General features: G+C 60.7%; 23 protein-coding genes and 1 riboswitch. Of the genes, 11 read left to right on the forward strand and 12 right to left on the reverse strand.

Features of this window, described 5'->3' with window-relative positions; all coding sequences use genetic code 11:
* Positions 1-19: 19 nt before the first annotated feature.
* Positions 20-196 (reverse strand): hypothetical protein, encoded by a 177-nt coding sequence (locus OKC43_RS05405; protein ID WP_236271188.1) that lies wholly within the window; start codon positions 194-196, stop codon positions 20-22.
* 469 nt (positions 197-665) lie between these two features.
* On the reverse strand, positions 666-1,457 hold the full coding sequence (locus tag OKC43_RS05410) for an alpha/beta fold hydrolase (RefSeq protein WP_040066426.1): 792 nt from the start codon (positions 1,455-1,457) through the stop codon (positions 666-668).
* Positions 1,458-1,575: 118 nt separating this feature from the next.
* Here OKC43_RS05410 and OKC43_RS05415 point away from each other — a divergent pair, with 118 nt between their 5' ends.
* From OKC43_RS05415 to OKC43_RS05425, 3 genes are read left to right on the forward strand one after another with little or no spacing between them, the layout of a single operon-like run.
* Positions 1,576-1,959 (forward strand): MmcQ/YjbR family DNA-binding protein, encoded by a 384-nt coding sequence (locus OKC43_RS05415; protein WP_019446158.1) that lies wholly within the window; start codon positions 1,576-1,578, stop codon positions 1,957-1,959.
* On the forward strand, positions 1,956-2,444 hold the full coding sequence (locus tag OKC43_RS05420) for a GNAT family N-acetyltransferase (protein ID WP_236271187.1): 489 nt from the start codon (positions 1,956-1,958) through the stop codon (positions 2,442-2,444). The genes OKC43_RS05415 and OKC43_RS05420 overlap by 4 nt, the downstream gene beginning before the upstream one ends.
* Positions 2,445-2,501: 57 nt before the next feature.
* Positions 2,502-2,837: a DUF3802 family protein gene (locus OKC43_RS05425; protein ID WP_005333735.1), complete on the forward strand. Its 336-nt coding sequence runs from the start codon at positions 2,502-2,504 to the stop codon at positions 2,835-2,837.
* 261 nt (positions 2,838-3,098) lie between these two features.
* Here the strand turns inward: OKC43_RS05425 and msrA are convergent, their stop codons facing one another.
* On the reverse strand, positions 3,099-3,731 hold the full coding sequence (gene msrA / locus OKC43_RS05430) for a peptide-methionine (S)-S-oxide reductase MsrA (protein ID WP_019446160.1): 633 nt from the start codon (positions 3,729-3,731) through the stop codon (positions 3,099-3,101).
* 268 nt (positions 3,732-3,999) lie between these two features.
* Here msrA and argA point away from each other — a divergent pair, with 268 nt between their 5' ends.
* Positions 4,000-5,328: an amino-acid N-acetyltransferase gene (gene argA, locus OKC43_RS05435; protein WP_005345063.1), complete on the forward strand. Its 1,329-nt coding sequence runs from the start codon at positions 4,000-4,002 to the stop codon at positions 5,326-5,328.
* Between the two features lie 107 nt (positions 5,329-5,435).
* Positions 5,436-5,659: riboswitch (Lysine riboswitch) on the forward strand.
* 90 nt (positions 5,660-5,749) lie between these two features.
* Positions 5,750-7,102, forward strand: a complete 1,353-nt coding sequence (lysC, locus tag OKC43_RS05440; RefSeq protein ID WP_236271186.1) for a lysine-sensitive aspartokinase 3 — start codon at positions 5,750-5,752, stop codon at positions 7,100-7,102.
* An 82-nt stretch (positions 7,103-7,184) separates the two neighbouring features.
* On the opposite strand, the gene OKC43_RS05445 is transcribed toward lysC, so the two are convergent.
* Positions 7,185-8,270: a hypothetical protein gene (locus OKC43_RS05445; RefSeq protein ID WP_005333743.1), complete on the reverse strand. Its 1,086-nt coding sequence runs from the start codon at positions 8,268-8,270 to the stop codon at positions 7,185-7,187.
* A 255-nt stretch (positions 8,271-8,525) separates the two neighbouring features.
* Between OKC43_RS05445 and OKC43_RS05450 the strand changes: the two genes are divergently transcribed.
* Positions 8,526-10,781 (forward strand): LTA synthase family protein, encoded by a 2,256-nt coding sequence (locus tag OKC43_RS05450; RefSeq protein WP_236271185.1) that lies wholly within the window; start codon positions 8,526-8,528, stop codon positions 10,779-10,781.
* A gap of 63 nt (positions 10,782-10,844) precedes the next feature.
* Here the strand turns inward: OKC43_RS05450 and OKC43_RS05455 are convergent, their stop codons facing one another.
* Positions 10,845-11,861 (reverse strand): S66 family peptidase, encoded by a 1,017-nt coding sequence (locus tag OKC43_RS05455; RefSeq protein WP_236271184.1) that lies wholly within the window; start codon positions 11,859-11,861, stop codon positions 10,845-10,847.
* A gap of 263 nt (positions 11,862-12,124) precedes the next feature.
* Here OKC43_RS05455 and OKC43_RS05460 point away from each other — a divergent pair, with 263 nt between their 5' ends.
* From OKC43_RS05460 to cysG, 5 genes are all read left to right on the forward strand, one after another.
* Positions 12,125-12,967: a patatin-like phospholipase family protein gene (locus tag OKC43_RS05460; protein ID WP_005333746.1), complete on the forward strand. Its 843-nt coding sequence runs from the start codon at positions 12,125-12,127 to the stop codon at positions 12,965-12,967.
* Positions 12,968-13,167: 200 nt separating this feature from the next.
* Positions 13,168-14,226 (forward strand): anaerobic sulfite reductase subunit AsrA, encoded by a 1,059-nt coding sequence (gene asrA / locus OKC43_RS05465; protein ID WP_064338206.1) that lies wholly within the window; start codon positions 13,168-13,170, stop codon positions 14,224-14,226.
* Between the two features lies 1 nt (position 14,227).
* A complete protein-coding gene (gene asrB, locus OKC43_RS05470) occupies positions 14,228-15,067 on the forward strand; it encodes an anaerobic sulfite reductase subunit AsrB (RefSeq protein WP_265344065.1) in 840 nt (279 codons plus the stop codon).
* An 11-nt stretch (positions 15,068-15,078) separates the two neighbouring features.
* On the forward strand, positions 15,079-16,089 hold the full coding sequence (gene asrC, locus OKC43_RS05475) for a sulfite reductase subunit C (RefSeq protein WP_040066440.1): 1,011 nt from the start codon (positions 15,079-15,081) through the stop codon (positions 16,087-16,089).
* Between the two features lie 197 nt (positions 16,090-16,286).
* Entirely contained in the window at positions 16,287-17,678 is a 1,392-nt protein-coding gene (gene cysG / locus OKC43_RS05480) for a siroheme synthase CysG (protein WP_236271183.1), read from the forward strand.
* Positions 17,679-17,778: 100 nt separating this feature from the next.
* On the opposite strand, the gene OKC43_RS05485 is transcribed toward cysG, so the two are convergent.
* From OKC43_RS05485 to OKC43_RS05515, 7 genes are all read right to left on the reverse strand, one after another.
* Positions 17,779-18,381: a hypothetical protein gene (locus OKC43_RS05485; protein ID WP_064338209.1), complete on the reverse strand. Its 603-nt coding sequence runs from the start codon at positions 18,379-18,381 to the stop codon at positions 17,779-17,781.
* A 252-nt stretch (positions 18,382-18,633) separates the two neighbouring features.
* The gene (locus OKC43_RS05490) at positions 18,634-18,951 is read right to left on the reverse strand and encodes a heavy metal-binding domain-containing protein (protein WP_236271182.1); all 318 of its coding nucleotides are present in this window, start codon (positions 18,949-18,951) and stop codon (positions 18,634-18,636) included.
* Positions 18,952-19,122: 171 nt separating this feature from the next.
* A complete protein-coding gene (dedD, locus tag OKC43_RS05495) occupies positions 19,123-19,923 on the reverse strand; it encodes a cell division protein DedD (RefSeq protein ID WP_236271181.1) in 801 nt (266 codons plus the stop codon).
* A 74-nt stretch (positions 19,924-19,997) separates the two neighbouring features.
* On the reverse strand, positions 19,998-21,257 hold the full coding sequence (folC, locus tag OKC43_RS05500) for a bifunctional tetrahydrofolate synthase/dihydrofolate synthase (RefSeq protein WP_236271180.1): 1,260 nt from the start codon (positions 21,255-21,257) through the stop codon (positions 19,998-20,000).
* Positions 21,258-21,259: 2 nt separating this feature from the next.
* The gene (accD, locus tag OKC43_RS05505) at positions 21,260-22,123 is read right to left on the reverse strand and encodes an acetyl-CoA carboxylase, carboxyltransferase subunit beta (protein ID WP_042053089.1); all 864 of its coding nucleotides are present in this window, start codon (positions 22,121-22,123) and stop codon (positions 21,260-21,262) included.
* Positions 22,124-22,242: 119 nt separating this feature from the next.
* Positions 22,243-23,052, reverse strand: a complete 810-nt coding sequence (gene truA, locus OKC43_RS05510; protein WP_236271179.1) for a tRNA pseudouridine(38-40) synthase TruA — start codon at positions 23,050-23,052, stop codon at positions 22,243-22,245.
* A 200-nt stretch (positions 23,053-23,252) separates the two neighbouring features.
* A complete protein-coding gene (locus tag OKC43_RS05515) occupies positions 23,253-25,457 on the reverse strand; it encodes a FimV/HubP family polar landmark protein (RefSeq protein WP_236271178.1) in 2,205 nt (734 codons plus the stop codon).
* Positions 25,458-25,584 lie beyond the last annotated feature (127 nt).

Here is a 25,584-nt window from a genome sequence, read left to right on the forward strand (position 1 = left end):
GCTCGCGTTTTTTTCCTATTCAATTGCCACCATAGTTTACATCTGAGGTATTTTCAAAGAATGAATCAAAGTTTTTTAACCGGCCTTCTCCAAGCAAAAAAGCATACAAAGTGGAGAAATCTTCTGTTGCTCGCTCTTCATATGAGCGAAGAGTAACCAGTGAAGTTGAACAAATGTCTAACTCCATCTGCACCATGATTGCTCTTGATCTATATCACTCAGGAATTATAAAGAGCAATTTTAGCTCACCCTACCTTACAATGTTTGTAACAACAGATACCCTATCATCTGAAGGATGGTTAGCCTCGTTCGAGGCAGGAAAAATAAAATTGTTAAACAAGAACAGAACTGATATAAAAAACCATCTCAACTAATTATTTTATGACGATGATGACATTGAGGATAAGTTCGAATTTGATGATATGGATGAAGAATCTTTTGATTCAATAAGCGAAGACGAAGAGCAAAACCATTATTTCAAAATTCTAATTGTCAGCCGTCTTACAGACCCTATTCTATAGGAGGTAGTTGTAGCCTGTCGAATACAGCATCGAAGCCAGTATGGCTATTCTTAAAACCATGATGGCTATCAGTTTGAGTTGAATAAATTGTAAAGGAGAATATATAACCAACGTTATTTGAGGATAACTAGACTTAAGGGGAGGTTATTTCCTCCCGCTCCCCAGCGATTGAATAAATGCCAGCGTGCGGCGATTAAACTGCTCCGGCTGCTCCACATTGCAGACATGGCCGCACTGTTCAATGACCGCCAGCGAAGAGCTGGCATCGCGGGCCACCTGTTCGCGCACCGGTGCCAGAAACATATGATCCTCCTCCCCCATCACATAGAGGGTGGGAATGGGCAGGGAGCGTTCACGAAAGTAGCGCATCAGCGGGTTGACCTCGGTGGCGAGGCGGAACCAGCGTTTGAACTCCTTCTGGCAGAGCTTGCGGGCCTCGCGCACAAAGAGGTTGCGCGACTCCTGATGGTGCTGGCGCGGCATGATGATGAAGGCAAACAGCCGGTAGAGCCACATATAGGGCAGGAAGTGCTGGCCGAGTCGGCCCAGTTGCACCAGCACCCGCGAGCGGATATCGAGCCGCAAGATAGCGCCCCCCAGTACCATGCTTTTGACCCGCTCCGGGCAGAGCTCGGCCAGATGGCGAATAAGGATGGTGCCAAGGGAGATGCCGACAAAATGGGCGCGGCGGATATCGAGATGATCGAGCAGCCGAACGATATCTTCGGTCACTTCCCGAAAGCTGTAGTGGCCCTTGACCACCTGTTGCAGCTGGTGGGACTGGCCGTGGCCGCGCAAGTCCAGCAGCAGCACGTTGAAGTGTTCGCGATAAGCGCGCAGCTGCTTGAACCAGATGGAGGAGCTGCCACCGGCGCCATGGACAAACACCACCCAATCCCGCTCGGGACCCAGTTCGAAAGTCTTGTGATACAACATCCAATAGGCTCCCTTGGTGATGGGGGGTATACTCGGCTGCGCGCATATTAACAGAACAGGCCCGCCGATAGATATGCGCCTGACATGACCCGGATCACCCCTTGCGCGAGAACTTTCCATGGATTTGACCCGTTTGCGCCACTTTCTGCTGACCCTGCCGGGCGCTACCGAAGATACCCCGTTTGGCCCGGAGATCCTGGTCTACCGCATCGCGGGCAAGATGTTCGCGCTGGTGGATTGGCAGGCCGAGCCGCTCACTATCAACCTCAAATGCGAGCCTGAGCTGGCGTTGCTGCTGCGCGAGATCCACCCCGAGGTCAAACCGGGCTGGCATATGAACAAGCAACACTGGAACACAGTGACCCTGAACAGCACCTTGCCGGATGATCTGTGGCAGGGCTGGGTGCACCACTCCTATGAGCGGGTTGTCGCGGGTCTGCCCAAAGCCAAACGGCCACAGGCGCCACGCCCCCTCCCCCCTACTGACGGCCCAACCTTATGACGCCAGCACTTAGTCCAGCACTTTGTATTGTCCCTCTTGGCGAGGCACATATCCCCGCCCTCGTGACCCTGTTCGAGCAGGCGGTGCGACGCAGCGGCCCAGAACACTACAGCGCCGAGCAGGTGGAGCAGTGGGCCCTCGGTTCACAACATCCGGGCTTTGTCAGCCAGCTGCGCGAGCACCACGGCTGGGTAGCAGAGCAGGCAAATGTGCCCCTCGGGTTTGTCACCCTGAGCCCCGATGGCCACCTCAGTCTGCTCTATGTCAGCGCCGACCATCAGCGCCAGGGACTGGGCAATCTACTGCTCACCACGGCGCTCGCGGGTGCCCGAGGGCTCGGTATGACGCTCATCACCACCGAGGCCAGCGCCTTCAGTTATGAGCTATTTTTACGACATGGCTTTACGTTGACCGAGCTGGAGTGCGTGGAGCGGGGCGGAGTCAGTTTTACTCGCCATCGCCTGCACTGCTGCTTGCCAAGCTAGGGCAAGCCACTAAAATACGCTTAATTTTCGTATTGTTACTGTATTGAGGCAGCAACCATGGTGGTAGAAAGTGAAGGCTATATCTCGCTGATCGAGTATCTGGTGGAGAGTTTGGGATTGTTTGAATCCCAGCAGCAGAACGATGGTGAAGAGACCATCGAAGATCTGGTCAGTGGCCGAGTTGCCAGCAACCTGATGGCCATTTGCGAGCAAAACCCCCAGCTCGATCCCAAGGTGCGTTTCGCCATCATGCAGGAGGCCGACGCCGTGGTCGCCGACCTGGAAGAGGTGCTCTCCGCCGTCTGGCTGCGCGCCCCGACCCCGGAACAGAAAACCTTCCTCATCGAGTTTATCGATCTCATCAAGAACCTGTTCGACAGCGCCATCGGCTGATCTGCCGTCCGGTTCTCCCGCCCAACGCAAGATTTAAAAGCAGCAGATAAGGAAAAGGGCCGCCTTGGTGGGCAGCCCTGCTTGCTATCATTTTCAACCCGCCAGTGCGTTCATTCATCAGGCGGTTATCAAGGCAAGAAATGTGTCTGGACTTTGCATCCGATCCCTGGACGCTACCTAGTTAGTCCCGACTGGTCGCAATAAGTTCCCTCCTCCGACCATTTATTTTCACTTTTATTAAGAAATCGACTACAAACCTGTTCAGCGGTTCAGGCTGGGCGGCAAACAGACTCCAATGCCACCCAATCCGCAGTAACCATCCGGGTTTTTCTCCAGATATTGCTGATGGTAATCCTCGGCATAGTAGAAGGGCGCCAGCGGCAGAATGCGGGTGGTAATGGCACGACTGTCGCCGCTTGCCGCCATCGCCTGCTGGTAGGCCGCCATGCTCTGCTGGGCAATGATCTGCTGGCTCTCGTCGCCATAGAAGATCACCGAGCGATACTGGGTGCCAATGTCCCCGCCCTGACGCATCCCCTGCGCCGGATCGTGCTGCTCCCAGAACAGTCTGAGCAGATCGCCGTAGCTGATCACCGCCGGATCAAACACCACCTGCACCGTTTCGGCATGGCCGGTCAGCCCGCTGCACACCTCTTTGTAGGTGGGATTCTGGGTGACGCCGCCCTGATAGCCGGCCGCGGTGGAGTAGACGCCCGGCTGCTGCCAGAACAGGCGTTCCACGCCCCAGAAGCAACCCATGCCAAACCAAGCCACCGCCATCCCTTCCGGCCAGGGGCCCTGGGTCGGGTTGCCATTCACCGCATGCTGCTGACCAATCACCATCGCTTCGCGTCGTCCCGGCAGGGCATCTGCCGGTGAAATAATCTGTTCCATGAATTCTGTCCTTGTATAAAACCCTGTGAAATCACACAGCTGACGAAAAGGAGCATCGAAGATAGCAGTTTATCGCGCCGGATCAACCGGCGGGCCCCTCCCCGCTCGCTCCGGCGGCCATCTGCGCTTCGAACCATCCTTTCCCAATCCGCACGGCCAAGCCGCCCCTCGTAGACCAGAAACGGCCAAAATCAATATTTAGTCTTGATTTGTGAATTAATTTTCATATATTGAGCCAATCGCTGTTTTTTTATGGAAGAAATATCAAGTGCGTGAACGCGAACCCAGTCTGGTCAATGCCTTCCGGCAATCCACCCCCTATGTCAATGTGCATCGGGGTGCCACCTTTGTGCTGATGATGGGGGGAGAAGCCATCTGCCACCCCAACTTCGCCAATATCGTCAGCGACATCGCCCTGCTGCAGACACTGGGCATACGCCTGGTGCTGGTGTTTGGTTCACGTCCGCAAAACGATGAAGCGCTGGCCCGCGCCGGTATCGAGGCCCAGTATCACAAGCGGATCCGGGTCACCGATGACGAGAGTTTCACCATCATCAAACAGGTGTGTGGCGGCCTGCAATATGACATCACAGCCCAGCTCTCCATGGGGCTCGCGAACACCCCCATGCAGGGGGCGCGGATCAGCGTGGTGAGCGGCAACTTCGTCACTGCCCAGCCGCTGGGGGTGGATGATGGCATCGACTTTTGCCATAGCGGCCGGGTGCGCCGCATCGACGTGGAGGGGATCACCCGCCAGCTCGACCAGAAGAGTCTGGTGCTGATCTCCCCCATCGGCTGCTCGGTCACCGGCGAGAGCTTTAACCTGAGCTCCGAAGAGGTGGCCCGCCGGGTGGCGGTCGACCTCAAGGCGGACAAGCTCATCTGCTTTAGCAGCACCCAGGGGGTGATGGACAGGCGCGGCGAAGCCATCTCCGAGCTCTTCCCCGAGCAGGCCGAAGAGCTGCTGGTTGAGCTGGAGCAGGCTGGCGAAGAGATGTCCGGCACCGCCCGCTATCTGCGCGCAGCGATCGCCTCCTGCCGTGGCGGGGTGCCCCGCTCCCATCTGGTGAGCTATCAGGATGATGGCGCCATGCTGCAGGAGCTGTTCAGTCGCGACGGCCTCGGCACCCAGATCGTGCGGGAAAGTGCCGAGCAGGCCCGCGCCGCTACCATCGAGGATATCGGCGGCATTCTGGATCTCATTCGCCCGCTGGAGGAGGAAGGCATTCTGGTGCGCCGCTCCCGCGAGCAGCTGGAGATGGAGATCGACAAGTTCACCATCATCGAGCGCGATGGCCTCATCATCGGCTGCGCGGCCCTCTACTGCTTTATGGAAGAGGCGATGGCAGAGATGGCCTGCGTCGCCATCCACCCCGACTATCGCAACTCCAACCGGGGGGATCAGCTGGTGGCCAAGGTGGCCGAGCGGGCCAAGCGGCTTGGCATTCGCCGCCTGTTCGTGCTCACCACCCGCTCCATCCACTGGTTCCGGGAGCGGGGCTTCGATCCGCTGGAAGTGGAAGATCTGCCGGTGGCGCGCCAACGTCTCTACAACTGGCAGCGCCGTTCCAAGGTTTTGTCAAAGACCATTGCTTAAGTCATTGATCCTGCGTTGAGTTAGCCGACAATTTGAACTTTTTCACAAACTCGATTGACAGTGCAATCCAACGCAGGGTATTTCTAAATGCACTCCACCGCCCTGGTGGAGCCAGAAGAGGAGCGCTGCCCAGGCAGCCCAAGGGAGGACGCCAGCGTCCGGTGAACTTGGGTCAGGGGGAGCAGCGCCGAGACGAGTGAGGAGACTGGTGACCTCAACGTCGGCTGCGGGGGCTGAATCCCCCGGGTTGTCATCGGTAGTGATCATCCCCCACCGCGCCCTGTCAGGGGCGGTACGGGATGGGCTCTGCAGGTGGAGTGCTTCTGGCCGGGATAGCTTCGTTCATTCCTGCCATTTTCAGCCTCCTCCTCTCTTTTTTGCCCGATGGAACCGGAATCTTAAAATAAGACAGGAGTAAGCAATGAGCCCGATCAATGTCGCCAAGTTTGGCGGAACCAGTGTCGCCAACTTCCCGGCCATGAATCACTGCGCCGACATCGTGCTGGCCAATCCCGCCACCCGGGTGGTGGTGCTGAGCGCCAGCGCCGGTGTCACCAACCTGCTGGTCGCCCTGGCACAAGGGGAGCTGGACGAAGCGGGCCGCGACGAGCAGCTAGCCAAACTGGCCGAGATCCAGCAGGCCATTCTGGCCGATCTCGGCAACCCCGTTGATGTGAGCGCCCTCATTCATGGCCAGCTGGACGAAATTCGCCTCATGGCCCAGCAAGCCCACCAGCATACCGATGCAGAGCTGGCCGATCGCCTCATCGCCTGCGGCGAGTTGATGTCTACCCGCCTCTTTACCGAGCTGCTGCGCCAGCGCGGCGTCAAGGCCCACTGGCAGGATGTGCGCCAGCTGATGCGCACCGACAGCCGCTTTGGCAAAGCCACCGTCGATCTGGCCACCACCCGCACTCTCTGCCAGCAGACGCTGGGCCCGCAGCTTGGCGACAGCCTTATCATCACCCAGGGCTTTATCGGCGCCGATGGCGATGGCCGCACCACCACGCTGGGGCGCGGCGGCTCTGACTACAGCGCAGCCCTGCTCGCCGAAGCGCTCGATGCCGCCAGTATCGAGATTTGGACCGATGTGCCCGGCATCTACACCACGGATCCACGCCTCGTCACCCGCGCCCGCCCGATCCCCGAAATCAGCTTTGTCGAAGCGGCCGAGATGGCCACCTTCGGCGCCAAGGTGCTGCACCCCGCCACATTGCAACCGGCGGTGCGCCAGAATATTCCGGTGTTTGTCGGCTCCGCCAAGGATCCTGCCGCCGGTGGTACCTGGATCCGCGCCAGCACAGATTCAAGCCCGCTGTTTCGCGCCGTCGCCCTGCGCCGCCAGCAGGTGCTGGTGACCCTGCACAGCCTCAACATGTTCCACGCCTACGGCTTTTTGGCCGAAGTGTTCGGCATTCTGGCCCGTCACCGCATCTCGGTCGATCTCATCACCACGTCGGAGGTGAGCGTGTCGCTGACCCTGGATCACACCGGCAGCCAGAGTAACGGCGAACCGATCCTGAGCGACAAGGTACTGGCCGAGCTGGGGCAGCTCTGCAAGGTGGAGGTGGAAACCGGTCTGGCACTGGTGGCACTCATCGGCAACCGGATGAGCGAAGTGAACGGGGTTGGCAGTCAGGTCTTCGACGCCCTGCGCGAGCACAACATCCGGATGATCTGCTACGGCGCCAGCGCCCACAACCTCTGCTTCCTGGTCAAGGAGAGCGAGGCGGGCAATATCGTCAACCGCCTCCATCAGGAGCTGCTGGACTGACCCTCACCGCGAGGTAAACCAGACCATGCAACAGGGCGCCCGCAAGGCGCCCTGTTTATTTGTATTCCGCAAAGGTATCGGCTCAGGCAAGGCTGGTGGCTGGCAACTGACAGGCGACGGCTTCGCGGCGCAGCTGCTGCAAGCGGGCCAGCAGCCCGGTCTGGCCGAGCTCCGTCTCCTGAGGCGAGAGATTGTCCACCAGCAGCGGATAGTGATCCGTTACCGCCTGCATCAGCCAATCGAGGCGACGCAGGGTGAGCGGGCCGCAGCTCTGGCCGCTCAGATCATCGGCCACATCGAGCCGGTGGCTGCGATACATGTCCCGCCACCAGTTGGCGACCAGCGCCTCGTCGCTCGCCAGCGCGGCGCTCCACTCCCCTTGCAGGGCGTGCAGGCGGGCCAGCACAGGGGCACTGGCCCCTTCGCGGATCAGGTGGTGGATCTCCCGTTTCACCCATTTCAGGCAAAGCTCGCGCCAGTAGCGAAATTGCGGCAGAGGATCGGCCTCATCGAGCCAAAGCCCCGATAGGGTGCGGGTCTCCAACCGCTCCGGTACATGGAACTGCGGGTCGACCAGACCATTGGAGTTGTATTCAAAGCGGGGATCAAAGGTCCACATATAGCCAAAGTCGAACACGCAGATCTGCTCGCCGTCATCGAGCAGGTTGCCCGGGCTCGGGTCCCAGTCAAACCAGCCCCAGCGGGCCAGCTCACCCTGCACCTCCAGCATCTGGGCCAGATTGCGTTCGTTGAGCTGGTGGACCGGCACACCCCGCAACCAGGGGGAGACCAGCACCCCGGCGCGCGCCGAGCCGAAGCTGGTGCAGACCACGTGGGAGAGGACAGTAGGATGCAGCTCGCGCAGCGCCTCGATTTCACGCCGCCGCTCCAGCTCGGTCAGAAAGGCGGTCTTGCCATCGAGGTTGGCCACCAGTGAATCCTGACGGCGCCGCTTGAGGCACCAGTGATGCCCCTCCACCTTGAGGTGAAACACCTCGGCGGTGAGACCGTGGCGATAGACCTTGACCACAGCCGGATGGCTATCCTTCAGCTTGACCAGTTGGGCCAGCGGCAGCGGGCAGTCGCGCTCGCGTCCGATCCGGATCTCTTCCTTGCTCTCCAGCATGCGCAGCAATCTGGCCTGACGTGCCATCACTTTGGGATTCATACATGTACCTCCAGTCGCTATCGAGAGACTAAACAGCAGATCCCTCCCAAGCCAGCGGCAAAACCCCATGATGACGCTTTCATCACATATTCCGAACAACCCCTCGATCGGGATCACAATTTGCAAGGTTGAGCTGTAACCAAATATTCATTAAGTGGTCATTAAATTGACAAGCTGAAACAAGGCCCTCACCATCGGGTCAAACTCTATGCGGATGAACGATCTCTCCCTCACTCGCTCAAAGGATGAGCTTATATGAATCGCCCCTCCTCAGGCCGCCCCCGCGTCCTGAGTCTGCCCTCTCTGCTGCTTGCCCTGCTGGGCGGATTGCTGCTGCTGACCCTGTTGTTGCCGCTGATCAATCCCGGCAGCTGGCTGGGCCGTGCCCAGCCGCTGGTGCTGGGCCCCGCCGACAATCCGCTGGCTACCCTCACCCGCCACGCCCTGCTCTATAAAAGCGACAGCCGCGGCCTCTATCTGGTGGTGCGCAGCCAGTGGCAGTTGCGAGGGCCGCTGCAAACGGGGGACAAGGTGCGAGTGGAGCTGCTCAACGACAAGGGGGAGCGGATTGACCAGCTGAGTCAAGCGGTGGATAAGCGTCAGGTGTGCCGCAATAACCGCTGCTCGCTGGATCTCAACAGCACCCTGCGCGCCCCGGACGATGCACTGGCCAGCCGTTATCAGCTGCGCATCGGTCTGCTGCTCAAAGATCGCCCCGAGAGCGGCGACTTCAGCCAGATCCTGCAAACCCTGCCGGAGCAGGGCTTCAACCTCACCTATCTGGTGGTGAGCCTGACGCTGGTGCTGGCCCTGAGCGCCGCCGTGCTCAAGACGGTGCTGCCAAAGCTGCGCCGCAGCCTGCGCTGGCGGATCATCGGCAGCCTGCTGCTCGGCAACCTCACCTTCGTGCTGCTGCATGGCTTCGTGGTGTTCAAGCTGGGGGAGTTTCTGCTCTGGTCAGGCTTTCGGCCGGAGCACTACTATCTCGCCTGGGGCAGCATGGTGCTGGGCTGGAGCCTCTGTGCGCTGGCGGGCTTCAACCTCTATATGGGGCTTGTCTTTACCGCGCTGTCAGGCATAGGTCTGCTGGCCAACTTTATGAAGATCGCCATCTACGGCGTGCCGCTCGGCGGGGACGATTTTGGCAACCTGCTGGCGCTGCTGCGGATCCTGCTCGACCAGCACCCCATCCTGCCCATCTTCACCGTGTTGCTGGCACTGTTTCTCTGCTGGCGCTTTGCCCTGTCGCGCTGGGTGCTGCGCACAGCCGCTGCCACCGTTGCCTTCTTTGCCCTGTGCGTCTTTGCCACCCAGACCGGCAACAAGCTGCTGGGAGCCAACATTCGCTACGTGGATCGCGCGGTCAACTACCACAGGGACATCATCCGCTCCGGCCCCGGCCTCTATCTGTTCAATCTGGTGGACGAGATGCTGCAGAGCGGCAGCGTGTTTCGCTACCCCTTGCAGATCAACGAGCTGACCCCGCAGCTGAGTTATCCGCCCCAGGGCATTGCGCCGCGCTGGGATCTGGTGATCGTGCTGCAATATGAGTCGCTCTGGCTCGACTGGAAGGGGCGGATCTGCGCCCCGGCCCCCACCCTCTCCCTGCCCGCCAGCGTGCAGCAGTGGCAAAAGACCATCCACTCCCCCACCACCGGCGGCATGACGGTGCTGGCGGAGTTCGAGATGAACACCGGCCTGCCGGTGGGCTTGCTCAAGCAGGGGGTGGTGCCCTACTACTACCTCTCGCAGCAGGTGCCGGGACTGGCCCAGAGCGCCAGGCAGAGCGGCTACCAGACCCTGTTCGCCCACCCCTATGTGGAAAAATTCTGGGGCCGCGCCAAGGCGATCCCGGCGCTCGGCTATGAGGAGCGCTGGTTCGACACCCGCTTCACCACCCTTGAACACAAGGGACTCTATATCTCCGATGATGCGCTGATCGACCACCTGCTCAAGCGCAGCGAACAGGATGACAAACCGCTGTTTGCCTATGCGGTCACCATGCAGGGGCACGGCCCCTTCGATGGCCCCCGCTATCAGGGGCAGGAGCGCAGCGGCGCCTGCCCGAACCAGAGCGAGAGTGACACCCAGCTGCTCAACACCTACTACACCGGGGTGGTGGATGCCATGGCCTCGCTGGAGCGACTGCTCAAGACCCTAGACCAGTCGGACAAGCGCTATCTGGTGGTGGCCTTTGGCGATCACCAGCCGTTTTTGATGTCTGCCGGCAAGGGGATTCACGGTGACAAGCCGGCGCGCGATGCCACCTACCAGATCCCCATGATGGCCTTCACCCGCGCCGATGATCCCCTCAATCTGGCGACCCAGTTTGCGCCGGTGCGCCAGCTCTACCAGATGGGTCAGGCTACCCGCCAGCTGCTGGCGGGGGATATCACCCCCATCGAAGAGAAGCCCCTGCTCCATCCGGTGCTGGGCGAGGAGAAAGGCTTCGACCCATCAAGCCTGGTGCCGCAGATCCGCGCCAGCTTCCGGCCCGATGCCCTGCCCTGATCCCTCCCCACAAAAACAGACAAGGCCGCTAAGCGGCCTTGTTGTTGGACATTCATTTCGCCCTCATTCTGCTCGCCACCAGGGCTGCAGTAGCGTGAGCTGCTGGCGGTCGAGATCGAGCGCCACCTCGATCCCCAGCGGCAACGTCAGCATGGGGTGGGTATGGGCGCAGTCAAACTCCGCCAGAATGGGGAAGTTCGGCTCCCCCACCACCTCCAGCAGGATATCGAGGGGGCGCTTGCCGCTACCCTGATCGTTGAACAGCTCGTGCTTGCCGAGGATAAGGCCGCCGATCCGATCAAACACCCCGCACAGCTTGAAATGGGCAAAAGATCGCTCCACCGTCTCGGCTGATTTCAGGCTGTCCTCCAGCAGCAAAATGTCACCGCGCTCGATGGGCGGCATATAGGGGGAGCCCCAGATCCCCGCCATGGTGTTGAGGTTGCCGCCGATCAGTCGCCCCACTACCCGGCCAGAACCCACCGAGATCAGCCGATTGGGCTGGCACTGCTTGGCCCGGGTCTGATTCTCCCAGTCCAGCCGTTCATCGCTCCACTTTGCCGGGGTGGGCAGCGTGCAGGGGACGCCAGCTTCATCGGCCAACGCAATCTGTAAAAAACTGGCCAACGTCTCATCCACCAGCGGCGGCAACTCGCCAAAGGAGGCCACCAGCGCCGGGCCATAAAAGGTAACCAGGCCAGTTTGGGCGTGGATGCCGAGCAGCAGCGCCGTCACGTCTGAGTAGCCAACGATGATCTTGGGATCGCGCCTCAGCGCCTCAAAATCGAGGTAGGGCAGCAGGGAGTTGGAGTTGCTGCCGCCAATCACCGACATGATGCAGCGCACTTCTGGGTCGCGAATAAGGCCGTTGAGCTCCTCGGCCCGCGCGGCGATGGAGCCGGAGCGCCAATGATCCTGCTGGCCGGTGAGGCTGCCCGCCTTGAGCCTAAAGCCCTGTCCCTCAAGAAAGGCTTTTGCGCGGGCAAAACGGGTGGGTGCCCAGGCGGTCGCCGCGCTGGAGGGGGAGAAAAAAGCGATGGTATCGCCACGTTTAAGCAGCGGGGGAACCAATAACGTCATGACACACTCATCCTTGCCAATATCCAGCCATCACAGAGTCGTTGAGACTCCTACACAACCCCTTTGATCACAACGGGTTTATTACAGTTGTTTAGAAATACAAAACACATTATTCATTATTAACAGATATTCTAAACACCATCCCCTTCCTAGAATGACCTCATTGCGATGGCCAACCCCGGTTGGTTGTCAGAATGGTCGGCCTGACAGCCCGGACGTTCTCTTTCCCACTTTTTCTCCCGCATATCAATGAGGTGTCTGTCATGAACAAAAACGCATCCCCCAGCGCATTGGTTGTAGAAGGCGGCGCCATGCGCGGCATATTTGCCAGCGGCGTGCTGGATGCGTTTATCGAGCATGACTATCGCCCCTTTGACTTCGCCATCGGCGTCTCGGCGGGGGCCACCAACTTGCTGGCTTATCTCGCCAGCCAGCATGGCCGCAGCCACGAGATCCTGACCAAACTGGCGTGCAGCCAGCAGTTTATGGATCCCCTGCGCTTTGCCAAGGGGGGCAATCTGGTGGATATCCACTGGCTGTGGAACACCAGCTGCCGCAAGTATCCCCTCGACATTCACGCCTACCGGGAGACCGGCATCCCCTTCTATGCGGTGGTGACCAATACCCTGACCGGCAAGGCGGAGTACATCCGGGTCAAGCCGGAGAACATGAACGAAGTACTGCCCGCCAGCTGCGCCATTCCCCTCGCCTCCCACGAATACCCGGAGGTGCACGGGGTGCCGATGACAGATGGGGGGGTGGCCGACTCCATCCCGGTGATCGAGGCCTACCGCCGCGGTGCCCGTCACCTGACGGTGATCCTCTCCGAGCCCCTTGGCTATCGGCTCAAGCCGATGCCCTTCCCCTGGATGATCCGCACCCTGCTCAAGACCCGCCCCGCGCTGGCACAGGCGCTGGAGCAGCGGGATCGCAGCTACAACGAGGCGCTCGATTTTATCGCCAATCCGCCGGAGGACTGCCAGATCGAGGTGATCGCCCCGGCCGACTACTTCCCCGTTTCCCGTTTCACCCGCGATATCAACAAGCTGGAGATGGGATACGTGATGGGCAAGTGCGCAGGCTACCAGGCCGCCCTGCTCAATTGATAAGGGTTTTACAGGCATGACCCGACCTGCCGCGACGCACGCGCCGCCAACACAATAACAATCGGGTCAGTTGAGCAACATGAGTCATAAAAACAGACCGTGGCGAGGCAAGCGCGGCCAGAATCGGTGTCAGACACTCTGAGCGGCTTGCGCCTCATCCCTATGCCAGGGCATCTCACCCTCATATAAGGTGTTTATTTATGTCGTTTCTTCTCACCCATCCCGCGCTGGCGCAGCTGTTCGAGCGGCTGCTGCCCGATTACCGGATCATGGCACCCGCGGCCGAATATCGGGGCGGCCGCTTCTCCGACACCGACAACGTCACCTACCACAGCATCCGCCATCCGGCCGATCTGGTGTGGCAGGAGAAGTCCCACTTCTCCCCAAAAGAGGTGGTGCTCCCCATCACCCAGACCCTGTTCCACTTCGACAATCTGGAGCTGCGCGAATCAAAGGTGGAGGCCAAGCCCACCCTGCTGTTCTTGCGCAGCTGTGATATCCACGCTCTGCGCAGGCTGGATCAGGTCTACCTGAAAAATGGCCAGAACAGCGACGTCTACTACGCCAGACTGCGCAGCAAGCTCAAGCTGGTGCTGCTGGAGTGCCGCGAGAGCTTCGAGAACTGCTTCTGCGTCTCCATGGGCAGCAACGAGACCCGGGACTACGCCGCCGCCATTCGTCTGAGCGATGAGGGTGCCCGTATCGAGGTCAAGGATCCCGAGCTGCTCGGCTACTTTGCCGAGCTGGGTGAATCCGATGACTTCACCCCGGAATTTGTCCAGAGCAACCCGGTCAAGGTACGCACCCCGGACAGCGTCTGTGACGACCCCCAGCGGATCCGCCAGATCCTCACCGCCCATCCGGTCTGGGCCGAGTACGACAGCCGCTGCATCGGCTGCGGCCGCTGTACCACCTCCTGCCCGACCTGCAGCTGCTACAGCGTGCATGACCTCACCTATGCGGAGAACCCCAAGCAGGGCGAGCGCCGTCGCCAGTGGGCCAGCTGCATGGTGGATGGCTTCAGCGACATGGCCGGTGGCCACGGTTTTCGCGCAAAGCATGGCGAGCGCCTGCGTTATCGCGCCCTGCACAAGGTCAACGACTACAAGGCCCGTCAGGGAGAGGAGCACATGTGCGTCGGCTGTGGCCGCTGTGACGATCGCTGCCCTCACTACATCTCCTTTAGCAACATCATCAACAAGATGACCGATGTGGTCGAACAGACCATCGCAGCCGACAACACGCAGGGGGCGAACTGATATGTGCCAGTGCCAGCAAACCGCAACAGCAGAACAGCAGCAGGGCGTGGTCGAAAACCGCCTGCTGCCCAAGGCCTACACCATTCTGGCCATCGAGCGTCACACCGAGCTTGAGTGGAACTTTCGGGTCTCCCGTGACTTTGATGTTCACTACGGCCAGTTTGTGGAGATCTCCCTGCCCACCGTTGGCGAGGCGCCCATTTCGGTCTCCGACTATGGCGATGGCTATGTGGATCTGTTGATCCGCAAGGTCGGCAAGGTGACCGATGCGCTGTTTGCCCTCGATGTGGGCGACAAGGTGTGGATGCGCGGCGTCCACGGCAACGGCTATCCGCTGGAGACCTACCGCAACCAGCACCTCATCGTGGTGGCGGGCGGCACCGGCGTCGCGCCGGTCAAGGGGCTGCTGCGCCGCTTTAGCAAACACCCGGAAGAGGTGAAATCCCTCGACATGATCCTCGGCTTCAAGAACGAGCAGGCGGTGCTCTATCGCTACGAGATGCCGCTCTGGGCCGAGCAGCAGAACCTTATCGTCACCCTGGACGAGGGCAAGGAGAGCGAGCAGTTTCGCATCGGCCGGGTCACCGACTACATCGACCAGCTGGATCTCGCTGACAAGGAGGACATCCAGGTGATCGTGGTCGGCCCCCCCATCATGATCCGCTTCGTGGTGCTCGCCTTCCTCGAGCGGGGCATCCCCAAGGATCGCATCTGGGTCGACTACGAACGCCGCATGGCCTGCGCCGTGGGCAAGTGTGGCCACTGCCGGATGGGCGACACCTATATCTGCGTGGATGGACCGGTCTTTCGTTTTGACCAGGCCCAGCATCTGATCGACTGAGGGAGAACACCATGAGTCTCGATATCGACATCATCAAGGCCCGCGCCAAGAACGAATACCGCCTCTCCAAGGTGCGCGGCGAAGCGATGATCAGCGTACGCATTCCCGGCGGGATCATGCCCGCCCACCTGCTGGCAGTGGCCCAGCAGATCGCCGAACAGTATGGCAACGGCCTGATCCACCTCACCACCCGCCAGAAGCTGGCGATGCCCGGCATCAAGTATCAGGACATGGACAAGGTCAACGCCGCCCTCGAACCCTTTATCAAGGAGATCGAGGTGGAGACCTGCGGCATCGAGGTAGAGGACACCACAGCCGGTTACCAGACCATCGGCGGGCGCAACATCGTCGCCTGTCAGGGCAACACCATCTGCCAGAAGGGCAATATCGACTGCACTGGGCTGGCCCAGCGGATGGAGAAACACCTCTACCCCAACCCCTATCACCTCAAGATGGTGATCGCCGGTTGTCCCAACGACTGCGCCAAGGCCAACATGGCCGACTTCGGCATCCTCGGCATCGCCAAGATCCACTTCAATGCCGAGCGCTGCATCGGCTGCGGCGCCTGCGTCAAGGCATGCAGCCACCACGCAGTGGATTGCCTCGCCATCAAGCATGGCAAGGCGGTCAAGGAGGAGAGCAAGTGCATCGGCTGTGGCGAGTGCGTGCTGGCCTGCCCGACCCTGGCCTGGCAGCGGGATCCCAAGCAGCTCTATATGGTCAAGCTGGGGGGACGCACCAGCAAGAAGACCCCCCGTACCGGCAAGCTGTTCCTCAACTGGGTCACCGAAGAGGTGCTGCATGCAGTGATCAAGAACCTGTTCGAGTTCGAGGCCGAGATGCTGGATGGCAAACCCATCTACCTGCACATGGGTCACCTTATCGACCGGGCCGGTTATCACAAGTTCAAGGAGCGGGTGCTGCGCGGCGTCACCCTCAACCCGGAAGCCATGGTCGCTGACCGCATCTTCTGGGCCGAAGATCAGTACGTCGCCAACATGCACGTCAAAGCGGTGCAATAGGAAAAACCTCGTTTGGGGAAGCGTGATCAAGTGGCCGACACCGGTGGGGATCTGTCGTTGGCCCGGGCGTAGATCACCCTTCCCCTTTTTTATTCCCGTCGGGGGAGCTTTCCCCCGACCATCCGGGGTGCGTCACGGCGCGCCCTGCTATCTCGCCCGGCGCGGCATTGCGAGCGGGCCAGCATCCGGAGCCTGTTATGGACTTTCTCCCTCTCTTCTGTCAGTTGCAAAACAAGCCGGTCCTGATCGTCGGCGGCGGTGAGGTGGCGGTGCGCAAGGCGCGCCTGCTGCTCGATGCCAAGGCGAAGATCACCATCAATGCCCCGCACCTGGAACCCCAACTGATGAGCTGGGCCGAGCAGGGTCGCCTGACCGTCTGCGCCGCCGGCTTTCATCCCGAACTGCTCGATGGCAAGTGGCTGGTGATCGCCGCCACCAACCAGCAAGAGGTCAACCAGCAGGTCTTCAACGAAGCGAACCTGCGCCAGATCTTCTGCAATGTGGTGGACTCCCCGGCCCACTGCAGCGCCATCATGCCCGCCATCATTGACCGCTCGCCGCTGATGGTGGCCATCTCCAGCGCAGGCGCGGCGCCGGTACTGAGCCGCCAGCTGCGGGAAAAACTTGAAGCCATGCTGCCGCAACACCTCGGCCAGCTCGCGGCGCTGGCGGGCAAGCTGCGCGAGCGGGTCAAACTCATTCCGGACAAGCTGGCCCGCCGCCGCTTCTGGGAGCGGCTCTTTAGCCACGATCGCCTCGCCCGCCAACTGGCCCGCGGCCAGCAGCAAGCTGCCGAACAGAGCGTCGCAGAGCTGCTCGATGAGCAACCACAGAGCAAGGGAAGCGTGACCCTGGTGGGCGCAGGGCCCGGCGATGCGGGGCTGCTTACCCTGAACGGCTTGCAACAGCTGCAACAGGCGGATGTGGTGGTCTATGACCGGCTGGTCTCGCAGGAGGTGTTGGCGCTTGTTCGCCGGGATGCCGAGCGGATCTTTGTTGGCAAGGAGGCGGGCCGCCACTGCGTACCCCAGCAGGCGATCAACCAGCTGTTGCTGGAACAAGCGCAGCTGGGCAAACAGGTTGTGCGGCTCAAGGGGGGCGATCCCTTTATCTTTGGCCGTGGCGGTGAGGAGCTGGAGACCCTGGCCGAGGCGGGCATCTCCTTCTCGGTAGTACCGGGCATTACGGCTGCGTCGGGCTGCGCCGCCTACAGCGGCATTCCCCTCACCCACCGCGATCATGCCCAACGAGTACAGTTCATCACCGGTCACGACAAGGAGGGCAATATCGCCCAGGAGTGGTCGGCGCTGGCGGCCCCCCGCCAGACTCTGGTGTTCTACATGGGGCTGGCCCACGCCGCCCGCATTCAGGATGCGCTGCAAACCCACGGCATGCCCGGCCACACCCCGGTGGCGCTGGTGGAGCAAGGCACCCAGCTCAGTCAGCGGGTGGTGCGCGGCGAGCTGCAGCAGCTGGCCGAACTGGCCCGTCAGGTGAAGAGCCCGAGTCTCATCATCATCGGCACCGTGGTCACTCTGGCCGACAAGCTGGACTGGTATGGGGAAGCCAACGCCATCCACGACATCTAACCCCGCACGGCTATCAACCAATAGAGACAGCAAAGCAGAGAGCGGCCATGCCGCTCTCTGCTTTTTGCATCAATGACCAAGCCGTGGCACGGCACATCTGTTACTCGAGCCGGATGGGGCCGGTGTTCTGAACATCGCTGTCATTCCAGTCGCTCTCATCGCGAATACGCGGATCCCCTTGCAAGGTGTAGAGGATGGTGCCCTGACGAAACTGCAGCGCGCCATCGGCCCGTTTCGCCTTCACCTTGACTCCGTTGACCCACACCTGCTCCTTGCCATCCACCTGAATATTGGCCACCGTGGCGCCGGTCTCGCGGTTTTTGGCGATCCACTTGCCCTGATAGGGCGAGTCCCCCTTGGCCATCGGCAGTGCGGCGGCCTTGCCCGCCGACCAGGCGTGCACGGTGCAAAAGCCGTGGGCCCGGCGATCATGCTTGATGACGTAATCCAGGGTGGGTTCGCTGGCGGGCAGATCGAAGGTGATCCCGATGACCACCTTGCCGCTTGTGGCCGAATAGGCGGCGGGCGCCAGCGTTTTCAGGGTCGCCTTCTTGCCATTGATAAAGACATTGCCCCCTTGCGACTTGACCCGGATATCGGTGGGACAGGTGGCGCTGAAGTTGGGCAGCGCCGCGAGGGCACTGCCGGCATGGGCGGTCATGGCCAACATGACAAGGGTCAGCAGAGCAGGTTTTTGATTCATAGTGATACGCCTTCAAGAGAAGAGAACCTCGTCCGTGAGCGGTGTCGTTCCTGATGGCGGCACTCTAGCTTGACCCTCTCGGGCCACCCAGTTAAAAAAAATAAAACCGGCTAGGGGAATTATTAATAAATATAAATATTTAAAATCAATGGGTTGAGTGATAACCCTGCCAGCCGCCACGTATCAGACAGGCAATAAAAAAGCCGATAACCCGGTTATCGGCTCATTGCCCATGCAGAGGCGGGTGCCCGATCAGACCACCACGGCGGTGCCACTGATGCTGACCATAAGCATGCTGCCGTTTTGCCCCACCACTTCGTAGTCGATATCGATGCCGACCACAGCATTGGCGCCAAGGGCGGCGGCGCGCTCTTTCAGCTCATCAAATGCGATCTCGCGGGCACGGGCCAGCTCTTTTTCATAGGCGCCGGAGCGGCCGCCGATGATGTCGCGGATCCCGGCAAAGAGATCCCTGAAAATATTGGCGCCGAGAATAGCTTCGCCAACCACGATGCCGCGGTATTCACGAATGGTTTTGCCTTCCAGCGTGGGGGTCGTCGAGAGGATCATCTTGAACTCCTGTGAGTAGCAGAAGGGCTCAGACTACCCCAACTGCCCGAAAATCCCAACTGGGGGGTGACCTGTACGACGCCGTCCTTAAAAATCACGACGGCCAGATAAAAAAACACCGCGCACGGGGCGCGGTGTTTGTTTCAGAGGGCCATTGCCAACGCCAAGCCGTCACGGATTGTAAGAGACCACCGAGCCACTGAGGCCGGTCATCTGGGAGATCCGCCCCTGCATGCCCTGCAGTTTGGCCTTGGAGACATCCGGTCCGATAAAGACCCGGTTGAGCTGACCCTGCACCGGTGTGCGTGGCGAAGTATGGGCAGAGTAGCCCGCCGCCCGCAGCTTGCTCACCAGCGCGTTGACGCTGTCGACGTTCTTGAAGGCACCAAGCTGGAGGATCCAGCTACCCTGCGCCGGTGCCGCAGCAGGCGCGGGTGTGGTCGGCTGGGTCATCTTGCTTTCAATCAGATCGTCGAGGGACTTGATCTGACCCGCCTGCGGCTTGGCCGGCGCGGGCGCCTTGGCCACTTCAACCGGTTTGGCTGGCGTCGGCTTGGGTGCTGGCTTGGGCGGTTCGACAGGTTTTTTGGCCACCACTTCCGGCTTGGGCTGTGGCTTGGGTTGGGCATTCTGTTGCGGCTGGACCGGTGCCGGTGCGGCAGGGATTGTCGCCGGCTGCGCACCGTTGCCCTGACCGGCGAGGGTCATGGGGTCAGCCACCTCTTCCACTTGCCACTGCTGGGCCGCAGAGGCCTGTTGCTGGCTGGCCAGATGATCGGCGGGCAGGCTGCTGGCTGCCGAGACCTGCAGCGCAGGCTTGGCAGGCTCCAGCTCGGGGCGCAGCGGGATCTTGGCAAAGGCCTCCTCCTTTTGTGCCAGCTTGTGACCATCCAGCAAGTCCGGCAGGAAAATAACAACCAGGGCCACCAGGATGACGGTGCCCACCAGACGGTTTTGAAACTTCGAGGCCAAGTTGAATCCTACCTTTACGTAACTCAATATGCGATTTGGCTCCCCGCCCGAAGGCCGGGGAGCCGGGGTGTGGCCTAGACGGCGACACCCGCCAGAATGTCGGCGACAGTGTAAAACGAACCAAACACAATGACCATATCGTCCGGACTCGATGCGGCCAACGCTGCCTGATAAGCGGCGCTGACATCATCAAACTCCCTGGCAGGGCCCTTTCCCTCCCCCAGCGCCGCAGCCAGTTGCGCAGCAGTGGCGGCGCGCGGGCCGGTGAGGCTGGCCAGATACCACTCGCCGATCAGACCATCGAGTTCGGCAAGGGATCCCGCCATGTCCTTGTCTTTGAGCATGCCGACCACGGCGCGGCGTACACCCGAGCAGGGCATCTTGCGCAATTGCGCGGCCAGATAGGCCGCCGAATGGGGGTTGTGGGCTACATCGACGATCACCAGCGGCGCACTTTGCAGCTGCTGCATCCGGCCAGCCAGCCGGGCATTGGCAAGCCCGTCACGAATGGCGGACTCCGGCAGCGGCAAGCCAAGGGATTCCAGCGCCGCCAGCACGGTCACAGCGTTCATCAGTGGCAACGCCGGTTTTGGCAGATCCCGCCACTGGTTCAGGCCGTGATAATCCCAACCGCTCTCGTGCTCATCGCCAAGAAAATCGATACCGACCTGACGCAGGTTGGCGCCAAGACGCTGGGCTTCGCTGGCAATAGTCGCGGGCGGATTAGGCTCACCGCTGATGGCGGGCTTGCCAGCGCGATAGACCCCAGCCTTCTCCACGGCCACTGCTTCGCGGGTATCCCCCAGCCAGTCGCAGTGATCGAGGGCAATGGAGGTGATCATGGCAACATCGGACTCCACTACATTGGTGGCGTCGAGCCGACCGCCCAGTCCCACTTCCAGCAGCAGCACATCGGGCGCGGCGCGGCAGAAGAGCCACAAGCCAGCCAGGGTGGCGAACTCGAAGAAGGTAAGGGCAATCTCGCCGCGGGCCGCTTCCACCTCGGCAAAGGCGGCGCAGTGATCGCTGTCGGGCAGCTCTTGCCCGTTGACCCGCACCCGCTCGGTAAAGCGCAGCAGATGGGGCGAGGAGTAGACGCCGACCTTATAGCCTGCGGCCATCAGAATGCTGGCCGCCATGGCACAGCTGGAGCCCTTGCCGTTGGTGCCCGCCACCGTGATCACCTTGAACGGCAGCTGGGTAAGCCCCATACGCCGGGCGACAGCACCGACCCGATCCAGCCCCATGTCGATATTGACAGGATGGATCTGCTCCAAATAAGAAAGCCAGTCGACAAGCGACCGGCTTTGGGATTGTTGCATGTTTGAACTCATCTTCACTCTTCGATGACGTGAGTATTCAGCATTTTGGCGAGCAGGCTGGCCAGACGGTTACGCATTTCGCGGCGATCGATGATGATATCGATGGCACCCTTTTCCAGCAGGAACTCGGAGCGCTGGAAGCCTTCCGGCAGTTTCTCGCGCACGGTCTGCTCGATAACGCGCGGGCCGGCAAAGCCGATCAGCGCCTTGGGCTCGCCCACGTTGATGTCACCCAGCATCGCCAGACTGGCAGAGACGCCACCCATGGTGGGGTCGGTCAGCACGGAGATATAGGGCAGGCCGGCTTTGGACAGACGATCCAGAGCAGCACTGGTCTTGGCCATCTGCATCAGGGAGAACAGCGCTTCCTGCATGCGAGCACCACCAGAGGCGGAGAAGCAGACCAGGCCACGGCCTTCCTTGATGCACTCCTCGACGGCGCGCACAAAGCGGGCACCGACCACGGAGGCCATGGAGCCACCCATGAAGGAGAATTCGAACGAACAGGCGACAACCGGTACCCCTTTGAGGGTCCCTTTCATCACCACCAGCGCATCTTTCTCCGCCGTCTCTTTCTGAGCGGCAGACAAACGATCCTTGTAGCGCTTGGAATCCTTGAATTTCAGTACATCCTGCGGCTCCAGCTCGGCACCGATCTCGGTACGACCCTGCTCATCGAGGAAGCTCTCGAGACGGGCGCGGGCGCTGATGCGCATATGATGATCACACTTGGGGCACACTTCGAGGTTGCGCTCCAACTCTGCCCGGTAGAGCACCTGTTCACAAGCACTGCACTTGGTCCACACCCCTTCCGGAATGTTGTGACGACGGGGCGCAGTGATCTTGCTCTTGGGAAGAATCTTCTCAAGCCAGCTCATGGAATTCCTTAATGCTTTTGTGCCTGACAAAACGCATCGAGCCTAGATTGTTCAATGACTTAATAGCTCGATGGCAACAAATGACGGGTCATTAAACCACAATTTTTCGGGCGCAGTTACTAAAAACTGGTCGTACCCGGTGCCGAGTCCGGCAGCCACAGCGGGCCGAGCGGCAACTGCGGCAGAGCAAACTCGGCCGGGTAATCCACGTCGACCAGATAGAGGCCACCGGCCTTGGCGGTCGGCCCGGCCAGATTACGATCCTTGGCAGCCAGCACCTCAGCAATCCACTCCACCGGTTTGAGCCCCTGCCCCACCAGCAGCAGGGAGCCGGTGATGTTGCGCACCATATGGTGCAGGAAGGCGTTGGCCTTGATGTCGAGCACGATGTAGGGGCCGGAGCGGCTGACACACAGATGGGTCACATTGCGCCACGGGGTGTTGGATTGGCAGGCGACGGCACGGAAGGAGCTGAAGTCGTGCTCCCCCAGCAGGCTCTGGCCCGCCTGGTGCATCAACTCGGCATCGATGGTCTCGTGGTAGTGGCTGACGCCACTGCCGAGGATCGCCGGCCGGTAGTTGTGGTTGTAGATGACATAGCGGTAGCGACGGGCGGTGGCGCTGAAGCGGGCGTGGAAGCTCTCGTCCACCTGTTTGACCCAGCGCACGGCGATATCCGGCGGCAGGTTGGAATTGAGCCCCAGGGTCCAGGCCCCTTCGGCACGGTTCGCCTCGGTATCGAAGTGGATCACCTGACCGGTCGCATGGACACCGGCATCGGTGCGCCCGGCACACTGGATGGAGACAGGGTGGTTGGCAATCCGGCTCAGCGCCGTCTCCAGTTCAGCCTGCACGCTGATCACTTCACGCTGACGCTGCCAGCCGAAATACCGGCTGCCGTCATATTCAATACCTAGGGCAATTCGCATGGATAAACTTGTCTTGTTGTGAAAACGCAGTGAAAGAAACGGGGCGGATTATACGCGCTCAGCCCGAAAAGTCCCACCACACGCGCAATTGGCCTGGATAGCGAGCCTGCACGGCCATGATCCCCCATCGCAAATCGCCAAAATATGAGGGGCAGCCTGCTGGCTGCCCCCGTTTTGCTGATCCCGTGATGGGAAATCCTTTAGCCCAACCGCTTGAGCAACTTCTCGGCTTCGGCGCGCTGGTGATCGCTGCCCTGCTCCGCCGCCTCTTGCAGCAGCTCGCGGGCGCTATCCTTGTCGTCAATCTCGAGGTAGGCACGAGCCAGATCCAGCTTGGCACCCACACCGCCGTCGTCGGCATCCACGTCAAATCCGGTGGATTCCGGCAGCACCTCGGGGAAGCCATCGAGCCCCACATCCAGCGAGAAGCCCTGATAAGGCTCCTGCTCCGGCGCGGTGGCATCTGCTTCGGCCAGCAGCTTGTCGATCTCGACGTAGCCACTCTCCTGTGCCTGCTCACGGGGCTGGAGATCTGCCGGATGAGATTCCACCTCGGCGAACGCATCTTCGAAATCGGAGAGCGCCAGCTCGTTGGGATCCCACTCCAGATCCAGCTCCGCTTCTTTCGCCTTGACAGGCTCAAGACCGAGCTCGGCCAGCATGGCATCCGCACTCTCGTCAGCGTCCTCTGCGGCACTGAGATCAATGGCGTTATCATCTTTGCCAGCAGCAGGCTCGTCGAGGGCACTGTCGAAATCGCCGAGATCGAAGCTCGCCAGATCGTCGTCAGCGGCGCCGACTTCGTCGATGGAGCTCAAATCGGGCTCGAGGTCAGCTGAGAGATCCGCATCCAGCTCGGCAAACAGGGCTGCCTGCAGCTCCTCTTCGCTCATGATCTCGTCAGCGGCCTTGGGCTTGGGGTTGAACTCGCTGGCCAGATCCATGGCGGGCTCGTTGGCCAGCGCAATGGGCTCATCCAGCGAGAGATCGAGATCCGGCACCAGATCCGGGTCACGACTGGCTGGCTGGGCCGCCATCCGCTCGGGCTCGAAGCCCTGCAGCTCCATCTCGCCCTCGTCGCTGAACACCAGATCGACATCCGGCTTGGCGGCCGGCTCGTCAGGCTCCATCGGCATAAAGCCATCGGGGGTGTTGAGATCCGGCACCGGGCGCACCGGCTCGTTGTCGGTCACATCGACGCTCAGCAGATCATCAAACTCGCTCTGCTCCTGATCCATCATCATGGCAGTGGATTCGGAGAGGCTCTTCTCCTGCTCTTCCAGCTCTCGGCGGGCACGGGCACGCAGCCACAGGGTCACCAGCGCCAATACCAGCAGCACAGGCAGCAGAATGATCATGGCGAGGTTGAGCGGTGAGGAGAGCAGATCCATCAACCAGTTTTTCTCAGGCTCAGGCTCGGCTGCCACCGGCGGGACCGGTTGGGCCTTGAGCTCGGCAATCTCTTTTTGCAGCGCGGTCTGATCCTGCAGCTGGGCCTTGAGGGTCTCCACCTCTTCGGTCAGGGATTGCAGACGCAGTTTGAGCCTGTGGTTCATCTCGGTCACTTGGCCGAGCTGGGCATTGGCATCTTCCAGTGCCAGCGCCATCTCGGTAGCCGGTTTGCCCACCGGTTTATCCAGATCGGAAGGCAGAGGCGCCGGGGTGGTGCCTTCTGCTGTGCTCGGAGCAAGTGCTACCGCCTCTTTCGGCGCAGGCTCGCTCACCTTGGCCACTTCTTTGGTTTCAGCAGCCGGTTGCGGTGCCACCACCGGGGCGGGAATGGGGGCGGCTTTCGCCACTGGCAGCGGCGCAGGCGCAGCCTTCACCGGCTCGGTCTTGGCGGCTTCAACCTTCACGGGTTTGGTGGCAGCCGGTTTGGCGGTGTGAGCCTGCTTGTCAGCCAGATATTTGGGGCTTAACCCCTTCCAGCTGGCGTTGTCGCTACGGAACTTGGCGCGGGCCTGAGCATCGGTGATGACGCTCGCCTCGGCCGCGGTCGGCAGCAGAATGCGGGACCCCACCAGAATGTGGTTGATATTGCCATCGGCAAAACTGCGGGGGTTTTTCTCGTAAATCGCCACCATGGTCTGGTAGACGCTGACCCGATTGGAGGGGCGATATTTGCTCGCCAGGCTCCAGAGGGTATCGGTCGGACGAACAGGGCCATAGCTACCGGCATTGGCAGTGACCTGACGCACCACCGACTGGGCGGTTGTACGCACCGGTTGTGCGGCGGGTCTGGCGACCGGCTGCGCCAGCGGCTGGGAATTGACGGCGGGAGGTGCGGGTTCGTCAGGGCCTTTTAGCTCGACAAAAAAAGGCTCCCGCGCCGAGTCTTCAGCCTGGACGGTGCCCAGCAGACCCAATGCGAGTAGCGTTGCCAATGTTATGCGGGAATGTCCCATATTCGTTCCTTCGTATGACGGCCCTATCACATTGAAAAATCTGGATAGTTACCCCAAAACAGTCGGTTCAATATAAATCAGGCTCGCCTGGCAAGCCAGCAGTCCGACACATTTAGCACCCAACTTG

The organism is Aeromonas sp. Y289-2, from assembly GCF_027705925.1.
In the GTDB taxonomy this organism is placed as follows: domain Bacteria; phylum Pseudomonadota; class Gammaproteobacteria; order Enterobacterales; family Aeromonadaceae; genus Aeromonas; species Aeromonas veronii.